Raw genomic sequence first — 22,253 nt, 5'->3', positions numbered from 1 at the left:
CAGACCGCCCGCCCCTACCGCTCACGCCCCTCTCAAGATGCTGAACTCCCTGAACAGCCGCCCGGGCAAAGGCACACCCAGCCGCCAGTGGATGCTCATCGGCTTTGAACCCTCCGCCCGCTCGAGCGTGACCGACCCGCACACCCGATACGGCGCCCCCTTGGCCATGCGCACGAAAAGCTGGAAGCCCCACCCATTGCCCGGGCTCTCCAAATAACGCCGCCCGGCAGGGGTTTCCGGCCCCGCCGAGTTCTGCGACTGCCAGTGGAAGAGCTCGGGGCTGATCGCATAATCCCGATATGCAATGCGCTCGTGGTAGCCCTCACGCTTGTCCAGCGTCACGAATAGCAACTCGACTCTGCGCTCGTGCAGCGCAAGCACACCGGCCTGGAACGGCGTCCGCCGGCTCGGGCTCAGCCAGCCCAGCGCCGTGAGGATCTCGCGGATACCATAGGCCGCGTGCAGGCTGAGCGGCACATCCTCCAAACCCGGCACCGCCTGGAAGCGGAGGCTGCTACGCGCCTGCAAGACCCCGCCCAACTCGGCGAGCTCGGCCGCGTGCTCGGGGTGCTGCTGCAGCCGCTGCAGGAAATCCTCGCCACGCCCCTTCTGATGCTGCTGCGCATCGAGCTGGTAGGCGAGCATCTGCAGCAAGCTGCGCTCCCGCTCGCCCTGCATCCGGTAGACCGCGTCCGGCTCCCGCAGCGAGCACAGCAGATCGGTCCGCACCGGGTCGTCGATGTGCAGCAAATCACCAAACCGCCGCCCGAAGTAATCATCCTCGCTGCCCGGCGGCGTACTCAGCAGCCCCGCGTCGCGCTTGAGGTTGGTCCAGCCGGAGCGGCCGCTGCTGCGATACAGGTCGTCGAGCTCGATCGCCTGCTCGGCGAGGAAGCTCGAGAGCCTGATGTCGGTACGTCCACGCAAGGCGGCGTAGGCCTGCAGCTCCGTCTTCAGCCGCCGCCAGTTCTGTTGCACCAGCTTGCGCAGGCTGCGCAGCACCTGCTCGCGCGTCTGGCGCTGCAGGTGGATGTGGCAACCCGGCGGCAGCAGGCCGAAGCCCTTGTCCACCGCCTCGATCAACTGCGCACGCGACAGCCCGGTGAGCGTCGACAGCAGGCGGTCGAAGCGGAATTCCTCGCGGTGCCGACCGACGAAATCGAGGATCAGGCAACTCTCCTTGCCCTTGGCCAGGCGCAGGCCGCGGCCGATCTGCTGCTGGAACAGCACCGGGCTCTGTGTCGGGCGAAGCAGGAGCAGCGTATCGACCAGCGGCAGGTCGACGCCCTCGTTGTACAGGTCGCAGGTCACCAGCGCGGCGACATCGCCGCGGGCGAGCAGCTCGGGTGCCCGCCTGCGCTCGTCCACGGGCGTGTCGCCCACCACGCACAGCGCCTTGATGCCGGCCCGGTTCAGTCGCGCGGTCATGTCCTGCGCATGCGCCACCGAGACGCAGAACACCAGCGCCCGCCCGCGCGTCGGATCACCCACCAGGCGCCGCCACTCGTCAAGCACCAGGCGCGCGCGGACATCGTTGCCGGTGACCAGCTTGTCGATCGCGGCCACCTCCCCTGACTGCTGCCAAGGCACAGCGGAAAAATCGGTCTCGTCGTCGCAGGCGTAATACTCGAAGGGGCATAGCAACTGCTGGTCGAGCGCATGCCAGAGCCGAAGCTCGACCGCCGGCGAGCCATCCGGGCGATTGTCGAAGTAGCCCAGGATTGGCTTGCCATCGCTGCGCTCCGGCGTCGCCGTCAGGCCGAGCAGCACGCGCGGCCGCACCCTGCTCGCGAAGGCATCGAAGCGATCCGCTGCCAGGCGATGGCACTCATCGATCACCACGGTGTGCCAGTAATCGGCACCGCAACGGGGCACCAACTCGCGCGCGGACACGCTGTCGATGGTGGCGAACAGATGCTCGAAGCCCTCGGGCTGCCTGCCGCCGACGAGCATCTCGCCAAAGGCGTGGTCGCGCAGCACCTCACGATAGGTGCGCAGCGCCTGCTTCAGGATCTCCTCGCGGTGCGCCACGAACAGCAGGCGCGGCCGTCCACCCGCCTGCTGGCAAAGCCGCTTGTAGTCGAAAGCGGCCACCACCGTCTTACCGGTACCGGTCGCAGCCACCACCAGGTTGCGCCAGCGGCCGTGATCACGCTCGATCTGCAGTTGGTCGAGCATCTCCTGCTGGTAGGCCTTGGGCTCGAGGTCGAAGTAGGTCGGGCGCGCGATCAGCTCGTCGCCGGACTCGCGCCTGAGCGCGTCGCCCAGTGCCTTGCGATGCACAGGGTTGGCATAGTCGTAGCCCTGAAACTCGCTGTCTTCCCAAAGCGTCTCGAAGTGCGCGCTGGCGCGTTCGAACAGATCTGTCTGCCCGCGCTCGGTGAACTTCACCGTCCATTCCAACCCGCCCATCAAGGCTGCGCCCGACAAGTTGGCGCTGCCCACGTAGGCGGAGCCGAAGCCGGTGCGGCGGCGGAACAGCCAGGCCTTGGCATGCAGCCGGGTGCGACGGCCGTCGAGTGACACGCGGATCTCGCAGCCCGGCAGCCGGGCGAGCTCATCCAGCGCCCGGATCTCTGTCGCGCCGGTATAGGTGGTGGTCAGCACCCGCAGCCGCGTGCGCGGCTCGCCATCGGGCCCGACCGCGGTGATCGTCTGCAGGATGTCGAGCAGCTTGCGCACGCCGGAATGGGTGATGAAGCTCACCAGGATGTCCACCTGATCGCAGGCCGCCAGCTCGCTGCGCAACTCCGTCAGCAGCGACGGCGAGCCCTTCCCCGCGGTGAAGAGCCAGGGGAAGGCCAGGCCGGTCTCCGGGATCGCCGGCTTTGGCGACTGCTGGTGGATGGCCTGGAGAATCTGTGGCGGCGCGGCCAGTGTCTCAGCGTCGTCGGCGCGCCTACCAAGGCGCTGCTTCAGGCTGACGAGGAGGAAGTTGACGAGGTCGAGTTGCTGACGAAGCTTCTCGGCACCGTCGCCATGCAGGTCCTCGAGGATACGGGAAAGCTGGGAGGCGAGCGCATCCGCCAGTCGCTCGGGGGCGTCTTCAGCGGTGAGGGGCCTGAGGCTATGGGCGCGCGCGTCCGTCGTGCGCGTGACGACGTCGCGCAGGGCATCAGTGAGGAGCTGGTCGTAGAGGCCGTCGGACAAGGGCATGCACCGGTCTCGGAAGCGGGCTCAGCGTGTGGCGGCAAGCCGGCTGCTTGGAGGCATGTCAGAACCTGCTGTCGTTTTCACAGGGGATGCCGTCGCCGTCACCGTCCATCTTCGTATTCGGGCAATTGCGCAGGAAGAACTCCGCTTCAGCTCTCGAGCGCATCTGGCTGCAGTGCTGTCGGCCGTCGCAAGAGAACCGTTCTGCTGGCTGGGCGACTGCAGCGGCCGGCGCACGAGACGCTTGCGGCTCCACCCATGCCTCTGCCTGTGTTGGCGCAATGTTCTTCTGGTAGTAGGTCCAGCCGACAAAGGCGATGAGCGCGTAAATCAGCAATTTCTTCAAGTCGTCACCAATCCCGATAGAGATCACAGTTTGATTCGTTCGTGATTATAGGCAGCTGGCATGTGAACGTCCGCTTCTGCGTTCAAAATGAGCCCCAAGCTGCCCGACGAGGGCGATCGCCTTCTCGTGGAACTGGCAATGGCCGGGGGGCTCGCAAGCGCTTACGGCCCTCCAAAAGCAAAACCCCCCGTCAGACACTCTGACGAGGGGTTCTCGCGCGAGACGGCCTCCCGGCCGTCCCAGCCTTCCAGCTAGCTACCGCCTCAGACTTCCACCGTATCCGCGACCGAGCGGAATTCCTCGATCTGGTCGAAGTTCATGTAGCGGTAGATGTCGGCGGCCTTCTTGTTGACCACCTCCACCTGCGCCAGGTACTCCTGCACGGTCGGGATCTTGCCCATCAGCGCGCACACCGCAGCCAGCTCGGCGGAACCCAGATAGACGCGGGTGTCGATGCCCAGGCGGTTGGGGAAGTTACGCGTCGAGGTCGACATCGCGGTGCTGCCCTTGCGGATCTGCGCCTGGTTGCCCATGCACAGCGAGCAGCCCGGCATCTCCATCCGGGCACCGGACTTGCCGAGCACGCCGTAATAGCCTTCCTCGTTGAGGATCATCGCGTCCATCTTGGTGGGCGGGGCGATCCACAGGCGGGTCGGGATGTCTGTCTTGCCGTCGAGCACCTTGCCGGCGGCGCGGAAGTGGCCGATGTTGGTCATGCACGAGCCGATGAAGACTTCGTCGATCTTGTCGCCGGCGACTTCGGACAGCAGCTTGACGTCGTCCGGGTCGTTCGGGCAGGCGACGATCGGTTCCTTGATGTCGGCCAGGTCGATCTCGATCACGGCGGCGTATTCGGCGTCGGCGTCGCCCGCCAGCAGCTCGCCACTGGCGATCCACTGTTCCATGGCCTTGATGCGGCGGCGCAGGGTGCGTGCATCCTCGTAGCCGTTGGCGATCATCCACTTCATCAGCGTGATGTTCGAGTTCATGTACTCGACGATCGGCGCCTTGTTGAGGTGGACCGTGCAACCGGCGGCGGAGCGCTCGGCCGAGGCGTCGGTGAGTTCGAAAGCCTGTTCCACCTTCAGGTCAGGCAGGCCTTCGATCTCGAGAATGCGGCCTGAGAAGACGTTCTTCTTGCCCTTCTTCTCGACGGTGAGCAGGCCCTGCTTGATCGCGTACAGCGGGATGGCGTTGACCAGGTCACGCAGGGTGACGCCCGGCTGCATCGTGCCCTTGAAGCGCACCAGCACCGATTCCGGCATGTCGAGCGGCATCACGCCGGTGGCGGCGGCAAAGGCGACCAGGCCGGAGCCGGCCGGGAAGGAGATGCCGATCGGGAAGCGGGTGTGGCTGTCGCCGCCGGTGCCGACGGTGTCGGGCAGCAGCAGGCGGTTGAGCCAGGAGTGGATGACGCCGTCGCCCGGACGCAGCGACACGCCGCCGCGGGTGCTGATGAAGCTCGGCAGCTCGCGGTGCATCTTGACGTCGACCAGCTTCGGGTAGGCCGCGGTGTGGCAGAAGGACTGCATTACCAGGTCGGCGGAGAAGCCGAGGCAGGCGAGGTCCTTGAGCTCGTCGCGGGTCATCGGGCCGGTGGTGTCCTGGCTGCCGACGGTGGTCATCTTGGGTTCGCAGTAGGTACCCGGACGGATGCCCTGGCCTTCCGGCATGCCGCAGGCGCGGCCGACCATCTTCTGCGCCAGCGAGAAGCCCTTGCCGGTGTCGGCGGGGGCCTGCGGCAGGCGGAAGAGCGTCGAGGGCGGCAGGCCGAGGGCCTCACGCGCCTTGGTGGTGAGGCCACGGCCGATGATCAGCGGGATGCGGCCACCTGCGCGCACCTCGTCCAGGATCACCAGGGTCTTCAGCTGCGACTCGGCGATCATGGCGCCGTTCTTCAGCGCGGTGACCTTGCCGCTCTGGGCGTCGACCTTGAGCTCGATCTCGTCGCCCATGTCGAACTGGCCGCAGTCGATCTCGATCGGCAGCGCGCCGGCGTCTTCCATGGTGTTGAAGAAGATCGGGGCGATCTTGGAGCCCAGGCACACGCCGCCGAAGCGCTTGTTCGGGACGAAGGGGATGTCTTCACCGGTGAACCACAGCACCGAGTTGGTGGCGGACTTGCGCGAGGAACCTGTGCCGACCACGTCACCGACGTAGGCGACCAGGTTGCCGCGGGCACGCAGGTCTTCGATGAACTTGACCGGACCGCGCACGCCGGCTTCTTCCGGCTCGATGCCCGGCCGCGGGTTCTTGAGCATGGCCAGCGCGTGCAGCGGGATGTCAGGGCGCGACCATGCGTCCGGCGCGGGCGACAGGTCGTCGGTGTTGGTTTCGCCGGTGACCTTGAGCACGGTGAGCTTTTGCGAGGCGGGGACTTCCGGGCGGCTGGTGAACCACTCCGCGTCGGCCCACGACTGCATCACGGCCTTGGCGTTGGCGTTGCCCTTTTCGGCCAGTTCCTTGACGTCATGGAAGTAGTCGAACATCAGCAGGGTCTTCTTGAGACCTTCGGCGGCGATGGGACCCACTTCGGCGTCGCCCAGCACGTCGATCATCGGCTTGATGTTGAAGCCGCCCAGCATGGTGCCCAGCAGCTCGGTCGCCTTGGCGCGCGACACCAGGCCACAGGCTTCCTCGCCCTTGGCGACCTTGGCCAGGAACTCGGCCTTGACTTTGGCGGCGTCGTCCACGCCAGCCGGCACACGATAGGTGAGGAGCTCGACGAGGAAGGCCTCCTCGCCGGCGGGGGGGTTCTTCAGCAGCTCGACCAGTTCGGTAACCTGCTGCTTGCTCAGCGGCAGCGGCGGGATTCCGAGGGCGGCACGTTCGGCGACATGGGCACGGTAGGCTTCAAGCACGGCGACTTCCTCACTTTTCGTGGCGGTGATCAAGGCTCCGCACGGGGATCACCCTTGCGGATCGAACTGGATTATATGTCTTTTATAAGACTTGCGGTGCAGCGCAGCAAGCAGACACGTGATCCGGGTGAAAACTTGCAGATTCTACTCTTCTCCGGCGCGGCTTTCGCCTGCCGCGCGATAACGGATGTTCGCCGGCGAGGTGGCGCCTCCGGTCATCACGAAGCTCATTGCTTCGTCCATGGTCCAGTCGGTCGACACGACCTTCGACACCGGCACGATCTCGATGTATCCGGAGGTCGGATTGGGCGAAGTCGGCACATACACGGCGGCCAGTTCCTCACCGGTGGTCTCGTCGCGGATCACCCGGGTGACGAAGCCCACTGCCTTCATGTCCGGACTGGGGAAACTGATCAGCACGACGCGCTGCACGCCAGCGGGCTTCTCCTTGACGGCGGCGAGAAATCGCTTGGTGCCGCCGTAGATGGCCGCCACCAGAGGAATGTTCTGCACCAGGCGCTCGAGCCAGTCGATGATGCGCTGGCCGATGACCAGCGAAGCCAGCCAGCCCAGCAGGTAGAGCACCACCAGGGTGAAGATGACGCCCAGTACCGACTGGAACTGCGGAAGCAGGATGAAATCGGCAATCGCCGGGTAGTTGCGCCGCAGGCCGCGCGAGATGGCAACGACCCAGGGCGTGCCCAGCTTCGAGAGCTGGGTGAAGATGAAGTCGAATACGAGCCAGGTGACCCACAGCGGCGCGGCCGTCAACAGGCCGATCAGCAGGTAGCGCCGGGTGGTGCGGATGCGTTGTTGTGTGTCTTTGTCCATCGCGAGCGCGGTTCGTTAAGCGGATGTGAAAGCGTGCGAGGATACCGCAAGCCCGCTGCCCGCCGCGCGGCATCCCATGCGCGTTAGCGGTTTTCTCTGTGCATGCGTCGAATTCGGGCAGAATCGGGGCATTGCAGCATTTTGATCCAGCATGAAGCCAGACCAGCCCTGCCCCTGCGGCTCCAGCCGCCTCCATGCGCACTGCTGCGCGTTGTTGCTAGACAGCGGCGCACCAGCCGCCAGTGCCGAAGCCCTCATGCGCTCGCGCTATACCGCCTTCGTGCTCGGCCGCGAAGACTACCTGCTCGCCACCTGGCACCCGAGCACGCGCCCGGCTGCGCTCGACCTAGCCAATGAGCCGGCGGTACGCTGGATCGGCCTGCAGGTCAGGGACCATGTACGCTGCGCACCCGACCGCGCCGAGGTCGAGTTCGTCGCCCGCTACCGTATCGGTGGCCGCGCCCACCGGCTGCACGAGCGCAGCCGCTTCGTGCGTGTCGACGAGCGCTGGTACTACGTCGACGGAACCCTTTTCTGACCCGGACCTGCCCGCCATGAACCTCGAAAAAGTCATCTTCGGCTTCTTCATCGTGCTCGCTGCCACGCTCAACTTCGGTTTCGTGCTCGGCGACTTCGACAACCCCACCCACCATCACATCTACGAACTGTTCGCCGCCCTCGTGGTGAGCATGATCGCCACCGTGCTCAAGTTCGGCGATCGCACCCAGATCGGTGCCATCCACCTGTCGACAAGCCTGGTGGCCGACCTCCAGCTGGTGGCGGCGGCCATGGTGTGGGGCTACGCTGCCCACGTCTCCGCAGCAGGCGTGACACCGGAGGCCACGGCCAGCATCGTGTCGCTGTCCGCAGGCGCGCTGCTGGCCAACATGGTGTCGGTGGTCATCCTCATCGCCGAGACCATCATCCAGCGCCGCTGACTTGCTCCCGCCCGGATAACGGCCATGGAACCGCTCGCCCGCCACCACAGCGTCTTCTTCCTGATCATGCGGCGCATGCGCACACCGCTGATCATGCTGATCACGATCATGGCGATCTCGGTGCTCGGGCTCACGCTGGTACCCGGCGTGGACGACGACGGCAAGGTCACCTACCTGAGCTTCTTCCACGCCCTGTACTTCATGAGTTACACGGCGACGACGATCGGCTTCGGTGAGGTGCCCTACTCATTCTCCGACCAGCAGCGGCTGTGGGTGACCATCTCCATCTACATGTCGGTGATCGGCTGGGCCTACACGCTGGGCTCGGTGTTCAACCTGCTGTCGGACCGCAGCCTGCGCCAGGCCATATCGATGCAGCGCTTCGTGCGCGCGGTGCGCCGCCTGCGCGAACCCTTCTACCTGGTCGCCGGCTATGGCGAGACCGGCCGGCTCATCTGCCAGGCACTGGACCGCAAGGGCGTGCGCGCCGTCGTACTGGAAATCGACGACAACAAGGTGGGCGAGATCGACCTGCACAGCTACGCGCTCGACGTACCGGCAATCTGCGCCGACGCCGGCAACCCCGAAACGCTCAAGTATGCCGGCCTCACACACCCCCATTGCGCGGGCGTGGTTGCGCTCACCAACGACGACCAGACCAACCTCGCACTGGCCATCTCGGCGCGCCTGCTGGCGCCCAAGGTGCCGGCGGTATGCCGTGCCGAGCATCGCGCCACCTCGGCAAACATGGCCTCCTTCGGCACCCGCCACATCATCAACCCCTTCGAACGCTTCAGCGAGACGCTGGCGCTAGCGCTGCATGCGCCCAACGCTTCCCAGCTCATGGGCTGGCTCACCGGGCTGCCGGGTACGTGCTTCGAACGCCGACGCGACCCGCCGCGCGGACACTGGATCATCTGCGGCCATGGCCGCTTCGGGCGCTGGATGGTGGATGCCATGGATGCCGAGGCGGTGCCGGTGACGATCATCGACATCGAGCCCAAGGGCGACGGCGTGCACCGCTGGGTGCAGGGCGACGGCACCGGCAAGGACGCCCTCACCGAAGCAGGCGTGACCACCGCCAGCGGCATCGTGTGCGGCACCAGCTCCGATGTCGACAACCTGTCGATCGCGGTGACCGCGCGCGAGCTCAACCCCGGACTGTTCGTCATCCTGCGCCAGAACCACTACGACAACCGCGCCCTGTTCGATGCCTTCGAATCGGACATCACCGTAGTACCGAGCCGCATCATCGCCCACGAATGCCTGGCCATCCTCAGCACACCGCTGCTCGCCCCCTTCCTTGCCGAGGTGCGCACGCGTGACGAGGACTGGTGCGGCGCCCACCTCGAACGCCTCACCACCCGCCTGGGCTGGACCGTGCCCGAGATCCGCAGCGAACGCATCAACCTCAGCCGCGCCCCAGCCCTCTACCGGCGCCTGATGCGCGGCGAGACTGTGACGCTGTCGATGCTGCTGCGCTCGCCGGTCGATCGCAGCGTGGCGCTGCACTGCGAAGTGCTATTCCTCGATCGCGACGACGACGACCACCTGCTGATGCCGGCCGCCAACACACCAATCCGAGCCGGTGACGAACTGCTGCTCGCCGGTACCGCGGCCGCGCTGAACGATTTCCGGCTCATCGTCGGCAACGAGCACACGCTCAACTACGTGCTCACCGGCGAAGACCTGCCCGGCGGCTGGATCTGGGAGCGCCTCGCACGCAGCAAGGCGCGAGCAAGCCTGCCCGCCCCGGCGAACGGCAGACCAAAGAGCAACGGCAGCTATCTGCCCTGAGCGCCCGCGGCGACCAGTACCACCTCCTCACCGCCCAGGCGCACGCGCTGCCCGGGCCTCAGCTTGGCGCGCTTGCGCGTCTCGCACACGCCATCCACCGCCACACCGCCCTGCTCCACCAGGGCATGCGCTTCACCCCCCGAGCCCACCAGCCCGCTCGCCTTGAGCAACTGGTCGAGCTGAATGTACTCCCCGCGCACTTCAAACTGCATCGTCATCGTATTCTCCACAAACGGTCGCCACTGTAGCCTGCGAGCCCGTTCCAACTCAATTGAATCCGGCCTGCCGGCCCGCGCCGCGCCCCCTGCAGGCGACGTGCGCTAAGGGGCACCGCAGGAGCGACGCCAGTCGCGAGCCTTTTGCATTCTTCCATCCAACGCTGCTGCTACCATCACGTCCTCACGCCCTCCACCGCCTGCCGAACATGAGCTCCACAACGCCGCCCAGCGCCCCACCACCTGCCTCTCACGACCACCGCATCCCGGTCACCATCCTCACCGGCTTCCTCGGGGCGGGCAAGACCACCTTGCTCAACCACCTGCTCAAGCAGCCGCAAATGGCTGGTGCGGCGGTACTGATCAACGAGTTCGGCGAGGTCGGCGTTGATCATCATCTGGTCGAGCAGGTCGACGAGTCGGTCGTACTGCTCGACTCCGGCTGCATCTGCTGCAGCGTGCAGGGCGACCTGGTGAAGGCGCTCAAGGGCATCTTCATGCGCGCGCTGCGCAAGGAGATTCCGCCCGTCACCCGCGTGCTGATCGAGACCACCGGCCTTGCCGACCCGGTGCCGGTGGTGCATACCGTGATGGAGGAACCCTTCATAGCCGAACGCTACCGCTGCGACGGCGTGATCACCGCAGTGGACGCCACCCATGCGATCACCCAGCTCGGCGACAACCGCGAGGCGGTGCGCCAGGTGGCGATGGCCGATCGCCTGCTGATCACGAAGTGCGACCTCGCCGACACCGCAACCCTGGCAGAGGTTGCAGCCCGCATCGCGACACTCAACCCGGGCGCGCAGCAGGTCGAGATCAGCCATGGCAGCATTGACCCGGATGTCGTGTTCGGCTGCGGGCTCTACGACCCTGGCGCCAAGTCGCCTGACGTCGCGGCCTGGCTTGGCGAAGAGCGGGTGCGCCATCAGCAGGCACGCAAGGCCGCACTTGCTGCGCCGCTGGCCTGGCGCAAGAGCGGCCAGCCGATCGTGGCGCCGACGGCGCCCGCCCGCCACGACGCGAACGTGACGAGCTACGTGCTGACCTTCCCCGAGCCGCTCAACTGGTTCGCCTTCTCGGATGCGCTCGGCCTGCTGTTGCAGGTCTACGGCGAACGCGTGCTGCGCATCAAGGGCTTGCTCAACGTCGCCGGCGACCCGCTGCCACGCATCGTCCAATGCGTTCAGCACTCGATCTACCAGCCCACGAGCCTGCCAGCCTGGCCCGACCAGCCGCCCTACGACGACCGCAAGAGCCGCCTGGTCTTCATCGTCCGCGAGCTGCCACGCACGGCAGTGGTCGAGCTCTTCTACAGCATCGGCGGGGTCGAGGCAGAGGCCGAACCCTCAGCCTGAAGGCTAGCACCGCTGATCACCATCCCCGCCACATGGGCGCCGATTGCCAGCGCCGAGGTCAGGCCGGGCGATTCGATGCCGTAAAGGTGCACCAGACCCGCCACGCCATGCTGCACCGGGCCGTCGATGCGGAAGTCGGCATCCGCCTCGCCCGGGCCGACGATCTTCGGCCGCACGCCGGCATAGGCAGGCTGCAGTCGCGCTGCATCGAGCGCGGGCCACCAGTCGCGGATGGCGCTGGCAAAGCGCTCCGCCCGCGCTGGATCGACATGGTAGTCGGGGAAATCGACCCACTCGACATCGGGCCCGAAGCGGGCCTGGCCGGCCAGGTCCAGGGTGAGGTGTACGCCCAGCCCGCCAGGCTCGGGGATGGGATAGACGAGATGCGAGAACGGCGCCTTGCCGGCATAGCCAAAATACACCCCGCGCGCATAGCAGGCCCGCGGCGCCTGCGCCGAGGCCGCGCTGCGGATGGCACGCCCCAGACCGACCGCCTCCAACCCGGCCGCATTGACCACCCAGCGCGCGCGCAGCTTCATCGGCGCGGTGCCGCCCACCTCGAGCACCACACCTCCATCCTCGGCAACCCCGCCAGTCACCGGGCTGCGCAGCACAAGCACGGCACCATGGCGCTCGGCATCGGCCAGCAGGGCGAGCATCAGGCCATGGCTGTCGATGATGCCGGTCGACGGCGACAGCAGCGCCGCATGTGCCTCCAGCGCCGGTTCGAGCGCTGCCAAGGCGCTGCCATCGAGCCGGCGCAGGTCGCCTACCCCGTTGGCGCGGGCACGCGCCGCGATCGCCTCGAGCGCATCGGTCTGGGCCGCCCGCGCGGCAACCACAAGCTTGCCGCAGCGCACATGCGCGACCCCACGCCGCGCACAGTACGCGTACAGCATCTCCCGCCCGGCTACACACAGCCGGGCCTTCAACGAGCCCGGCGGATAGTACAGACCGGCGTGGATGACCTCGCTGCTGCGGGCACTGATACCGCTACCGATACGGTCTTCACGCTCGATGACGAGCACCTCGCGGCCTGCTTCGGCCAAGGCCTTCGCACACGCAAGCCCCACCACGCCGGCACCGATCACCACGACATCGACCTGCTCCATGGCCGCTTTTCTCCTTTGCCGGATCAACGCACAAGGTCAGTGACTCAGGCCGGTACGCGCTTGATGAATGGCTGACCGGCGCCACCCGCGAGCCTCCGCGTGTGCCCAGCCCAATGGTCGGAGCTTAACGCTCCATGTAGCATGCAGGGAACGACATCCCCCCCTTGGCCCAGACCACTCGCCCGCATGACCCGCACCGCCCGCCCTACCGCCATCGCGCCACCCCGAATCGAAGCATCCGCCAACGAAACGGACGCTCCCGGCGCAACGACAGCCGATTGTCCTATGGACGCGCTGCTGCAGCGTGCAGACCGCTGCAGCGCAGACGCCTTCGCGTGCGGTGCGCTGCAGCCCATTCGCACCGAGCAGACCTGGCTCGACGCCGAAGGCCTGCGCTTTTCCGTACGCTGGGTATCCTCGCTCGCACTCAAGGACCGCGCACGCGTCGACACCGTCATTCGCCGGCGCCCCGACTTCAACCCATTCCTGCCGCCTGAGCCCGCGCTGACGGTGGCAGCAATCGGCGAGCATCACCTCGTCGTGCTCAACAAGTTTCCGGTGATCGAGCGCCACCTGCTGATCGTCACCCGTGCGTTCGAGCCCCAGACGGCAGCACTGTCGGACTCCGACCTGCTCGCCCTCGCAAAGGTGCTGCGCGCACATGGCGGCTTGGGTTTCTACAACGGCGGACGCATTGCCGGTGCCAGCCAGGCGCACAAGCACTTGCAGTGGGTACCGTCGACCGCAGCTGCACTGACACCCTTCGTGCCGCGCTCCTGCCTCGATAGGCCCGGGTACGCGGTATGCAACCCCGCACTGCCCTGGGCACACGCGTTCGTCGGTCTGGAAGAGCACGCGTGGAGAGACGACACAGCTGCCGGCCAGAACCTGCGCGCAGCTCTCCAGACTGCCTGCGCAGCACTTTCCATGCCCGCGCGCGCCCAATCGATGCCTGACTACAACCTGCTGGTCAGCCGCGAGTGCCTGCTGCTGGTGCCGCGCACGCAGGAGAAATGGCAGGACGTGTCGATCAACTCGCTGGCGTACGCAGGTTCCCTGTTCGTACGTGACCACGCCCAGATCGAGCGCCTGCGCGCTGCAGGTGCGCTTGCGGTGCTGGCCGCAGTTGGTCGGCCGGGGTGAGGCGCATTCCGTCAGGCTGCACGCGGCAGCGGCGACTGGGGCAATGGCGAGTGCGGCAGCGGCGGCAGGCCAATGGTGGCGCGCAGTTCATCGCACTTCGGGTTGGGCGTGCCGTCGTCGAAATAGACCGGAAACTCGCGACAGGGCGTCGGACGGTTCTCGTAGATGGTGCATGCGACCTGCTTGCCAACCTCGCCGGCGAGTGCTGAACAGCGCCGCGGCACCGTGTTGCTGCCCTTCATGCAACGCATCGTATGGTTGAGCTTCTCGGTCATGGCGGCGGGCACGAACCCACCGGGGGCATCGTCCGCCTCTGCCCAGTAGAACGAGATCCGGAAGTGGGTGCAGCAGATGCCGCAATCCAGGCAGGGGTTGAAACCTTCCATGAACCGTTTTCGCAGGAAATGAACATTGATCGGGGGCCGAGAGGCGCGCGGATTCTATCCCAACGGCCACACCGCGCAAGCCCCCGAGCACCTGATTAGTGCTTATCAATCAATGCCCTGCAAAACAATTTTCAGAAAGATTCAATCCTCCTGAGGCGCACCCTCCGCGCCGCAGCACTTCTTGTACTTCTTGCCGCTGCCGCAGGGGCAGGCGTCATTGCGCCCAGGCGTCGCGGCGGCGGGCTTGCGCGGCGCCTCGGTCGACAGGACCTCTGCCGTTGGCAGCCCCAGGTCGCGCCAGTGCGAGAACACGTCGTTGACCGTCTCGCCCACTGCACCGAGCCAGCCCAGACGGGTTTCATCATCGGCGCCCGCCGCGTCGTCCTCGCCCCAGGGCGCGAGCACCTCGTCGAGCGCCTCGCGCACGGCCTCCACCGCCTCCTCGTCCAGCCCTTCTTCCCAACCTTCAGGCCACAGGTCCAGACCCTGCGCAAAACCGTCGATCCAGGCCTCGCCCAGCTTCAGGCTGTCGCCTTCGGAGATGGCGAAGCAGAACGGCTCCCAGCAGGCCTCGTCGTCATCGTCCAGGCCGAGGGTGGCGAGCAACTCGTTGTGATAGGCCTTCACCAGACGGATCGCGCGCTGCAATCCGCTGCCCGAGCCGAAGCCGATCTCGTCGCCATGAGCCGACCAGACGCCGGGCATCCAGCATTCGGGACCGATCGGCCGCGGCGACAGCAGAACGCCAGCGAGGTAGCCGTCCAGCATCTCGAGATCCATGCAGTCCTCCGGCACGACGTCGGAGGTCAGGATTTCCTCCAGCGCTTCGAAGTCCTCGTCACGCATGAGACTGGGCTTGGCCGGGGGTGCAGGCGTGTTTTCGGGGGTGTTTTCGGGCAGGTCGGTCATGGCAGTCTCCACAGGTCGGTACCAAGGGTGGCGCATGCAGCGCCGCCCGGCAAGTCAAAGATCCGTTACAGCGCCCGCAGTGATTGCGGCGGACGGCAGTTCGAGTACGAGCCGGTAAAGCGCCTGGCCGGAATCGCGATACTTGCGCTCGAAGGGCGTGAGCGGCTGGTCTGCCTCGAAGGTCTCCCACGACGGCGCACTGCCGAGTACCACGCCGAGCGCACACGCGAACTCCTCGATATAGACCTGCCAGTTGCTGCGGCATTCCAGCACCCCGCCGGCGCGGACGATCCACGGGAACACCGGATGAGCGTGCCAGCGTCGCCCCAGGTGGCCGATCTTGGGCCAGGGATTGGGATACAGCAGGTAGTGGCGCGCCAGCCGCAGCCCGGCGGCGTCGAGCAGGCGCCAGTAGTCAACCAGGTCGGCGCGCACGAAGACCATGTTCCTGGGCAGCAGCGCATCCGGGTAGGGCTTGCGTCGCGACAGCCGGTCCTGGGACTGATCGACGCCGATCACCCAGTGGTCCGGGAACTGGCGGGCGATCTGGATGGTGCTGTGGCCCACGCCGCAGCCGGCGTCCAGGATGAGCGGCGCACGCCCGTCCCAGCCCGCCAGGCTGATGTCGAAGGCGGCGCGGTTGTACTCCGCGTAGGGCTTGCGAAAAGGCTCCGCGAGGTGCTTGCGCACACGCTCGGCGAGGGCATCGTGCACCGTCTGCTGGGCGCTCTGCGGGATACTGGAGTTGGCGTAGCTCATCGGCTGTCCTCGGCGAGGCACGTCGGTTCGGTCTGGGTCATGCGGCGATCGGCAGCAGGCGCTTGGCCTCAGGCAAGGCATCGGCAACGGTATCGGCCACGCAGCTCGCCTGCGCACCGAGCGGGACGCCGTGTCGCGCCATCACCGCTTCGATCTCGGCCAGCGCCTTGATGGGCCGGATGTCGGTGAAGAGGCGATCGGCCTGTGGGTAGTTGCGGGCGAGCAGGTGCAGCCACTGCTTGATGCGCCCGGACACGTGGCGCGGCTCGACCTTGCGCCGCACGCGGACGCGAAAATCCTCCAGCAGCATCAGCAACACCTGCCATTCGCGCGCGCGCTCGGCGGCGTCCGGCGCGTCCAGCCGCCCTGCGCGGATGCGCGCGGCGAGGAAGGGGTCAGCCACCGCGCCGCGCCCGATCATCACGCCCGGCACGCCAGCGACGGCGCGGCAGCGCACCCAGTCGGCGGCGGTCCACACCTCGCCGTTGGCGACGACCGGCACGTTCACCACATCGGCGATGCGCGCAACCCATTCCCAGTGCGCAGGCGGCTTGTAGCCCTGCACCTTGGTGCGCGCATGGACCACCAGGCCATGCACACCGCCTTCGACCAGGGCCAGCGCACACTCGCGCGCGCGGCCCGGGTCGGCAACCCCCAGGCGCATCTTGGCCGTGAGCGGCAGGTCAGGCGGCAGCACAGCCGCGAGCGCTGCGGCGATGCGATGTAGCAGTTCGGGCTCGTCGAGCAGCACGGCACCACCACGATGGCGGTTGACCGTGGGCGCAGGGCAGCCGAAATTGAGATCAACCCCGGCGGGCTCGAGCCGCGCCAGGCGCTCGGCGTTGGCCGCCATGCAGGCCGGGTCGGAACCGAGCAGCTGCACCCGCACAGGCACTCCGGCGCCCGTGCGGCTACCGGCATCCAGCTCGGGGGCGATGCGGCGAAAGTAGCGGTCGGGCAGAAGGCTGCCGGAAACGCGTACGAACTCGGTCACCGCGTGGTCGTAGCCGCCCACCCGCGTCAGCACCGCGCGCAGGACGTCATCGAGCAAGCCTTCCATGGGCGCGAGCAACAGCACCGCGGTCTCCTTGCCGCAGAGGCGGCAGCCGATCCGAAAGGGCGCGATTGTAATACCGCAGCCAGGCCCGCGCTGCGCATTTTCCTTGCATGGGTGTTGCGACTGTCGGATAATCCCGGATTCTTCACAACAGGGTGGTCACATCCGCCGCCCGCCAGCATCAGGAAACCACCATGAAAGCGGACATCCATCCCAAGTACAACGACGTCAACGTGACCTGCTCCTGCGGTAACACGTTCGTCACCCGCTCGACCCTGGGCAAGCCCGCCTACCACGTTGAAGTGTGCTCGGCCTGCCACCCGTTCTACACCGGCAAGCAGAAGATCGTCGATACCGCCGGCCGCGTCGAGCGCTTCCGCCAGAAGTACGGCAGCGTCCAGCGCGCCAGCTGATCCGGCACGCGCGGCGCCCGACGAGGTGCCGCACGCCAGAGCGCCCAAACGCGCCTCGGCAGCACAGAACAGGCAGCTTCGGCTGCCTTTTTTGTGTCCGGCGCATACACAAGCGTGGCGCCCAAAGCCCCGGCGCAGCAGCGCTGCACAGTCCTGGCGGGCGTAGCGGGCGTTGCGCCCGCACCGCTCCCTCAGCCCACGCTGCCGGCATGTTTGCCAGCAATACAACTCACCCGCACAATGCGCGCATGATTCGCGAGCCCGCCACGCCCACCCTGTTCCAGCGCCGCATCTATGGCACCGTCGGCCTGACCGTGCTGATCGCGGCTTACCTGCTTGTCGGTCTCACCGTGCACGACCCCTGGCGCGGCGACGATGCGCGCTATTTCGGCCCCGTGCTGAGCATCCTGCAGGGCGAGTCGGCGCTGTTCCCGATGCTGGCTGGCGAGCCACTGACAGACTATCCGCCACTCTACTACTGGGTGGCAGCGGTGTTTGCCGCATTGGCTGGCGATCTGCTCACGGCACATGGCGCTGCACGCCTTGCGAGTGCGCTGTTCGTCGCAATCGCCATTTTCTTCACCGCACGCGCGGCAGAATCCCTGCATGGTCGGTCCAGTCGCACGCCAGCGGCCCTGCTAGCGCTCGGTACGCTCGGTCTCGTCCTGCATGCCCATGAGACTCAGCCTTTGCTGGCGGTGTTCGCGATGCTCGCACTGACTCTGAGCGGTCTGGCCGAACTGCCGCGGCGCCCCCTCGCCGGCGGCGTCACGGCCGGGCTGGGCAGCGGCCTTGCCTTCCTCGCCGGCGGCCTCGGCGGGCTCTTGATCACAGCGCCCTTGATGATGCTGGCGCTACTCAGCGCCGAATGCCGCCAGCCACGCGCCAGCGGCGGACTGCTTGCCGGTCTGTGCCTGATGCTGGCCGTGTCGGGTGCCTGGCCACTTGCCCTGCACCTGAACGCCCCCGAACTGCTCAACCTGTGGCTGGGTGCCGAATGGCTGAGGCTGTCGGCCGCAGCACTGGCCGTCGCGGAAACACCCCGCCTGCTCGAACTCGTCGGCTGGTTCCTGTGGCCGCTGTGGCCAGTCGCACTGTGGGGGCTGTGGCGCGCCCGCCGCCACCTCAGCTCTCTGCCCGCCCTGCTGCCGGTGCTCAGCCTCGCGCTGGGCCTGGGCTGGGTGGTCCTGTCCGGCGACCTGTCGCAGGCCAACATGCTCGCCCTGATTCCAGGTGCCGCCTTGCTCGCGGCAGTGGGGGTCGTGCAACTGCGTCGCGGCGCAGCGAGCGCCTTCGACTGGTTCGCGCTGATGAGCCTGGCAGTATTCGGGATCCTGGTCTGGCTGGCGTGGAGCGCTCAGGCATTCGAGTGGCCGCCAGGGCTTGCCCGCCACGTTGAGCGCAATGCGCCCGACTTCGTCCTGCCACAGGAGCAATACCGCCTGATCGCAGGCGTGGCGATCACTGCGCTGTGGATCCTGCTCGTGGCGCGCCTGCCACGCAGCATCTCGCGAGCGCCTGCCAACTGGGCAATCGGCCTGGTCATGCTGTGGAGCCTTGCCGTGGTCCTGCTGATGCCGTGGTTCGACCATGGGCGCAGCTACCGCGGTGTGGTGCAATCGCTGGACATCGCCGTCCAGGGCGAACGCAGCGAACGGCCACTGAGCTGCATTGCCACCACCGGACTATCCGACGCGATGCGCACCTCGATGGACTATTACGCCGGGCTGCGCGCCGAACGTATCGTCGCAGGCAGTACGCCGTGCCCGCTGCTGCTGGTGCAGCTCGAGCGTCGCGAGGGCGCCGTCGAGCTCGCGCCCGAATGGGAGACAGTGTGGGAGTTCCGCCGTGGCGCCGGCAAGCGCCAGGAGAACTTCAGGCTGTTGCGGCGGAGGGAGTAGGACCGCTGCTCAGTCCAGGCGCAGGAAGTGATCGCGGTAGTGGCGCAACTCGGCAATCGATTCGTGGATGTCGGCCAGTGCGGTGTGTGTGCCGGCCTTCTTGACGCCCTCGTACACCTCCGGGCGCCAGCGCCTGGCGAGCTCCTTGACTGTGGACACGTCGAGGTTGCGGTAATGGAACCAGGCCTCCAGGCCCGGCATCCAGCGTGCAAGAAAGCGACGATCCTGGCACACCGAGTTGCCGCACATCGGCGAACTGCGCGCCGGCACCCATTGCTGCAGGAATTCCAGCACCGTAGCCTCGGCCTCCGCCTCGGACACGGTCGATGCCCGCACCCGCGCCGTGAGGCCGGACTTGCCATGCGTGTTGCGGTTCCATTCGTCCATGCCGTCGAGCACGCTGTCGGGCTGGTGAACGGTGATCACCGGCGCCTCGGCGATGGTCTCGAGCTGCTCGTTGGTGAGCACGATGGCGATCTCGATGATGCGATCGCGATCGGGTTCCAGGCCGGTCATCTCCATGTCCAGCCAGATAAGGGTCTTGGGGTCCTGTGCCATAATCGATGCGCCCTGTCGGTGCGTTGCCACGAAACAATCAAGGGGGCGATTGTGTCACAGTTCGCATGACTCGCTGCAGCCATGGCTCACCCTGGCGCAGCAATCGCAGGAGCGCCAGCCCGTGTTTCGAAGCTGGCGCCCCGCACCCCATGGCCGAACGCCCAGTCCTCGGCAGCAGGCCCGTTGTTCAACAGTCCCCCTCGCCTCCCCTGACCACCGATGAATGCATTCACCGCCCTCTTCGTCTGCGTCCTGCTGCTCGGCCTCGCCGCGCGGCTGGCGCTGATGCAGCGCCACAGGCACCACGTGCAGGCACATCGCAATCGCGTGCCCGAGGCCTTTGCCGATGCCATCCCGCTCGCCTCACACCAGCGTGCGGCCGACTACACGGCAGCACGCGTCAGCCTCGGCATGCGCGACGCGGTGGCAGGCGTGGTGCTGGTCCTGGTGCTGACACTGGGCGGCGGATTGCAGTTCATCCATGACGCGTGGGCGCCGCTGCTCGGTGCCGGTAGCCTGGCGCACGGTGTCGCCCTGCTGGCGACGCTGGGTGTGCTCGGCTGGCTGGTGGACCTGCCCTTCGTGCTCGCACGCACCTTCGGCATCGAGCGACGCTTCGGTTTCAATCGCATGACCCCGCGCCTGTTCGTCACCGACACTGTCCGCCAGGGCGCACTCGCGGCCTTGATCGGCCTGCCCGTGCTTGCGCTGCTGCTATGGCTCGCGGGCGCAATGGGCGAACTCTGGTGGCTGTGGGTGTGGGCATTCTGGCTCGGCTTCAACCTGCTGGCGATGATCATCTGGCCCACCTTCATCGCGCCTCTCTTCAACACCTTCACGCCGCTAGCCGACTCCGCGCTCAAGGCACGCGTCGAAGCCCTGCTGGCGCGTTGCGGCTTCCAGTCCAAGGGGCTGTTCGTGATGGACGGCTCACGGCGCTCGGCGCATGGCAATGCCTATTTCACCGGCTTCGGTGCCGCCAAGCGCATCGTCTTCTTCGACACCCTGCTCGCCAAGCTCAACGCAGACGAAGTCGAAGCCGTGCTCGCCCACGAACTCGGACACTTCCGTCACCACCACATCATCAAGCGCCTGGCCGTGCTTGCACCGACCAGCCTGGTCCTGCTCGCCCTGCTGGGATGGCTCGCGAGCCAGCCCTGGTTCTTCACCGGACTGGGGACTTCGGCAAACGACATGGCGACCGCACTGGCCCTGTTCTTCCTCGTGCTGCCTGCCTTCACCTTTCCGCTCGCTCCGGTGCTCAGCCACATGTCGCGCAGGCACGAGTTCGAGGCCGACGCCTACGCGGCGAAGCAGACGCGCGCATCGGATCTCGTCGCAGCGCTGGTCAAGCTCTACCGCGACAATGCCTCGACGCTGACGCCTGACCCCCTGTATTCGCGCGTGTTCGACTCGCACCCGCCCGCGGTGCTGCGCGTGGCGCGCCTGCAGGCATTGCCGCACTGAATCGTGGACCTCCTGGCCGAGGGCGAATACCATCGCGCCCGGTTCCACAACAAGCACAGCGACAGGTTCGAGTGAGAAAACGCGTCCGGCCCGGCGGTGGCCAAGAACATGGGGTGGATGGCGTGATCGTCGCCGCCTTTGGCCGCCACTACGAAATCGACACGCCCGAAGGACGCCTGCGCTGCTATCCACGCGGCAAGAAGAGCAGCTTTGCCTGCGGCGACGAGATACAAGTCCTGCCCGGGGGTGACGGCCAGGGCGTGATCGAGGCGCTGAGACCGCGCCGCAACCTGTTGTGGCGATCGGATGCCTTCCGCGAGAAGCTGATCGCCGCCAACCTCAGCCACATCGTCATTGTCGTCGCAACCGAGCCGGGCTTCTCGGATCTGCTGGTGTCGCGCTGCATTGCCGCCGCCGAGAGCCAGGAAATCACGCCGCTGGTGGTCCTCAACAAGGCCGACCTGCATGAACGTCTGTCTGCTGCACGCGCCCAGCTGGAACCCTTCGCGCGCCTCGGCTACGAGGTGATCGAGGTTTCGGCCCTGGAGGGTGCGGATCTGCTGCGCAAGCGCCTCGCAGGATTGCGCGCGATCTTCGTCGGCCAATCGGGCATGGGCAAGTCCACCCTGACCAACGCGATTGTCCCCGAGGCCAATGCCGCCACTCGGGAAATCTCGGCCGCGCTCGACTCCGGCAAGCACACCACCACCTTCGCCCGCCTCTATCCACTACCGCCGGCGCAGGCTGGCGAGCCTGCCGGCTGGCTCATCGACAGCCCTGGGCTGCAGGCTTTCGGGCTTGCGCACCTTTCAGCCGAGGACCTCGCCGAAGCCTTCGTCGAGTTCCGCCCTCATCTAGGCCAATGCCGCTTCCGCGACTGCCGCCACGAGGCAGAGCCAGGCTGTGCGCTGCGTGCCGCCCTCGAGTCCGGTGCAATCCACCGCCGACGCTGGGAACACTACCGCAGCATTCGCGAAGAGATCGCCGCCGCACGTAGGCTCAATCCGGGCTGGTAGTCCTGACGGGAGCGGCCCAGGGCTGGCGCGGCGGGC

The 22,253-nt window shown here is 66.9% G+C and carries 20 protein-coding genes; 9 read left to right on the top strand and 11 right to left on the bottom strand.

Features of this window, described 5'->3' with window-relative positions:
- Window positions 1-21: 21 nt before the first annotated feature.
- The 4 genes from P7F68_RS09845 to P7F68_RS09830 all read right to left on the bottom strand — a co-directional run bounded on the left by P7F68_RS09845 (window position 22) and on the right by P7F68_RS09830 (window position 7,191).
- On the bottom strand, window positions 22-3,156 hold the full coding sequence (locus tag P7F68_RS09845; protein ID WP_277832750.1) for a DUF3427 domain-containing protein: 3,135 nt from the start codon (window positions 3,154-3,156) through the stop codon (window positions 22-24).
- Window positions 3,157-3,214: 58 nt separating this feature from the next.
- Complete coding sequence (locus P7F68_RS09840) at window positions 3,215-3,499, bottom strand: excalibur calcium-binding domain-containing protein (protein WP_277832748.1); 285 nt, start codon at window positions 3,497-3,499, stop codon at window positions 3,215-3,217.
- A 263-nt stretch (window positions 3,500-3,762) separates the two neighbouring features.
- Complete coding sequence (acnB, locus tag P7F68_RS09835) at window positions 3,763-6,360, bottom strand: bifunctional aconitate hydratase 2/2-methylisocitrate dehydratase (protein WP_277832746.1); 2,598 nt, start codon at window positions 6,358-6,360, stop codon at window positions 3,763-3,765.
- A 144-nt stretch (window positions 6,361-6,504) separates the two neighbouring features.
- Window positions 6,505-7,191 (bottom strand): DUF502 domain-containing protein, encoded by a 687-nt coding sequence (locus tag P7F68_RS09830; RefSeq protein WP_002942323.1) that lies wholly within the window; start codon window positions 7,189-7,191, stop codon window positions 6,505-6,507.
- 151 nt (window positions 7,192-7,342) lie between these two features.
- On the opposite strand from P7F68_RS09830, the gene P7F68_RS09825 reads away from it, so the two are divergent.
- The 3 genes from P7F68_RS09825 to P7F68_RS09815 are packed head-to-tail and all read left to right on the top strand — an operon-like array spanning window position 7,343 to window position 9,926.
- Window positions 7,343-7,729, top strand: coding sequence for a YchJ family protein (locus P7F68_RS09825; protein WP_002942320.1), 387 nt, complete (start codon window positions 7,343-7,345; stop codon window positions 7,727-7,729).
- A 16-nt stretch (window positions 7,730-7,745) separates the two neighbouring features.
- Window positions 7,746-8,129 (top strand): DUF6394 family protein, encoded by a 384-nt coding sequence (locus P7F68_RS09820; protein ID WP_002942318.1) that lies wholly within the window; start codon window positions 7,746-7,748, stop codon window positions 8,127-8,129.
- A gap of 24 nt (window positions 8,130-8,153) precedes the next feature.
- A complete protein-coding gene (locus P7F68_RS09815) occupies window positions 8,154-9,926 on the top strand; it encodes a potassium channel family protein (protein WP_277832741.1) in 1,773 nt (590 codons plus the stop codon).
- Here P7F68_RS09815 and P7F68_RS09810 read toward each other — a convergent pair.
- A complete protein-coding gene (locus P7F68_RS09810; protein WP_002927982.1) occupies window positions 9,914-10,144 on the bottom strand; it encodes an RNA-binding S4 domain-containing protein in 231 nt (76 codons plus the stop codon). The genes P7F68_RS09815 and P7F68_RS09810 overlap by 13 nt on opposite strands.
- 206 nt (window positions 10,145-10,350) lie before the next feature.
- On the opposite strand from P7F68_RS09810, the gene P7F68_RS09805 reads away from it, so the two are divergent.
- Complete coding sequence (locus P7F68_RS09805; protein WP_002942312.1) at window positions 10,351-11,496, top strand: CobW family GTP-binding protein; 1,146 nt, start codon at window positions 10,351-10,353, stop codon at window positions 11,494-11,496.
- On the opposite strand, the gene P7F68_RS09800 is transcribed toward P7F68_RS09805, so the two are convergent.
- Complete coding sequence (locus P7F68_RS09800; protein WP_277832736.1) at window positions 11,451-12,608, bottom strand: NAD(P)/FAD-dependent oxidoreductase; 1,158 nt, start codon at window positions 12,606-12,608, stop codon at window positions 11,451-11,453. The genes P7F68_RS09805 and P7F68_RS09800 overlap by 46 nt on opposite strands.
- Before the next feature lie 285 nt (window positions 12,609-12,893).
- Here P7F68_RS09800 and P7F68_RS09795 point away from each other — a divergent pair, with 285 nt between their 5' ends.
- Window positions 12,894-13,751 carry an ATP adenylyltransferase family protein gene (locus tag P7F68_RS09795; protein ID WP_002942306.1) on the top strand — a complete coding sequence of 286 codons (858 nt, stop codon included), beginning with the start codon at window positions 12,894-12,896 and terminating at the stop codon, window positions 13,749-13,751.
- 11 nt (window positions 13,752-13,762) lie between these two features.
- Here P7F68_RS09795 and P7F68_RS09790 read toward each other — a convergent pair whose 3' ends face one another.
- The 4 genes from P7F68_RS09790 to P7F68_RS09775 form a co-directional block, all read right to left on the bottom strand.
- Entirely contained in the window at window positions 13,763-14,137 is a 375-nt protein-coding gene (locus P7F68_RS09790; protein ID WP_002927970.1) for a YkgJ family cysteine cluster protein, read from the bottom strand.
- A 141-nt stretch (window positions 14,138-14,278) separates the two neighbouring features.
- Window positions 14,279-15,046, bottom strand: a complete 768-nt coding sequence (locus tag P7F68_RS09785) for a UPF0149 family protein (protein ID WP_277832731.1) — start codon at window positions 15,044-15,046, stop codon at window positions 14,279-14,281.
- A gap of 54 nt (window positions 15,047-15,100) precedes the next feature.
- The gene (gene trmB / locus P7F68_RS09780; RefSeq protein ID WP_277832728.1) at window positions 15,101-15,805 is read right to left on the bottom strand and encodes a tRNA (guanine(46)-N(7))-methyltransferase TrmB; all 705 of its coding nucleotides are present in this window, start codon (window positions 15,803-15,805) and stop codon (window positions 15,101-15,103) included.
- Between the two features lie 37 nt (window positions 15,806-15,842).
- Window positions 15,843-16,883 (bottom strand): tRNA dihydrouridine synthase, encoded by a 1,041-nt coding sequence (locus P7F68_RS09775; RefSeq protein WP_277832726.1) that lies wholly within the window; start codon window positions 16,881-16,883, stop codon window positions 15,843-15,845.
- Window positions 16,884-17,056: 173 nt separating this feature from the next.
- Here P7F68_RS09775 and rpmE point away from each other — a divergent pair, with 173 nt between their 5' ends.
- Both rpmE and P7F68_RS09765 read left to right on the top strand, forming a co-directional pair.
- Complete coding sequence (gene rpmE / locus P7F68_RS09770) at window positions 17,057-17,275, top strand: 50S ribosomal protein L31 (protein WP_002927961.1); 219 nt, start codon at window positions 17,057-17,059, stop codon at window positions 17,273-17,275.
- A gap of 248 nt (window positions 17,276-17,523) precedes the next feature.
- A complete protein-coding gene (locus tag P7F68_RS09765; protein WP_002942285.1) occupies window positions 17,524-19,176 on the top strand; it encodes an ArnT family glycosyltransferase in 1,653 nt (550 codons plus the stop codon).
- Between the two features lie 9 nt (window positions 19,177-19,185).
- Here P7F68_RS09765 and orn read toward each other — a convergent pair whose 3' ends face one another.
- A complete protein-coding gene (gene orn, locus P7F68_RS09760; RefSeq protein ID WP_002927955.1) occupies window positions 19,186-19,734 on the bottom strand; it encodes an oligoribonuclease in 549 nt (182 codons plus the stop codon).
- A 219-nt stretch (window positions 19,735-19,953) separates the two neighbouring features.
- Between orn and P7F68_RS09755 the strand changes: the two genes are divergently transcribed.
- Together P7F68_RS09755 and rsgA are read left to right on the top strand one after the other, a co-directional pair.
- A complete protein-coding gene (locus tag P7F68_RS09755; RefSeq protein ID WP_277832720.1) occupies window positions 19,954-21,201 on the top strand; it encodes a M48 family metallopeptidase in 1,248 nt (415 codons plus the stop codon).
- 113 nt (window positions 21,202-21,314) lie between these two features.
- Complete coding sequence (gene rsgA, locus P7F68_RS09750) at window positions 21,315-22,217, top strand: ribosome small subunit-dependent GTPase A (protein ID WP_277832899.1); 903 nt, start codon at window positions 21,315-21,317, stop codon at window positions 22,215-22,217.
- Window positions 22,218-22,253: the final 36 nt, after the last annotated feature.

The sequence above is a fragment of the Thauera mechernichensis genome (assembly GCF_029588855.1).
Lineage (GTDB): Bacteria > Pseudomonadota > Gammaproteobacteria > Burkholderiales > Rhodocyclaceae > Thauera > Thauera mechernichensis.
This window is presented reverse-complemented; position numbering and strand designations above follow the sequence as displayed.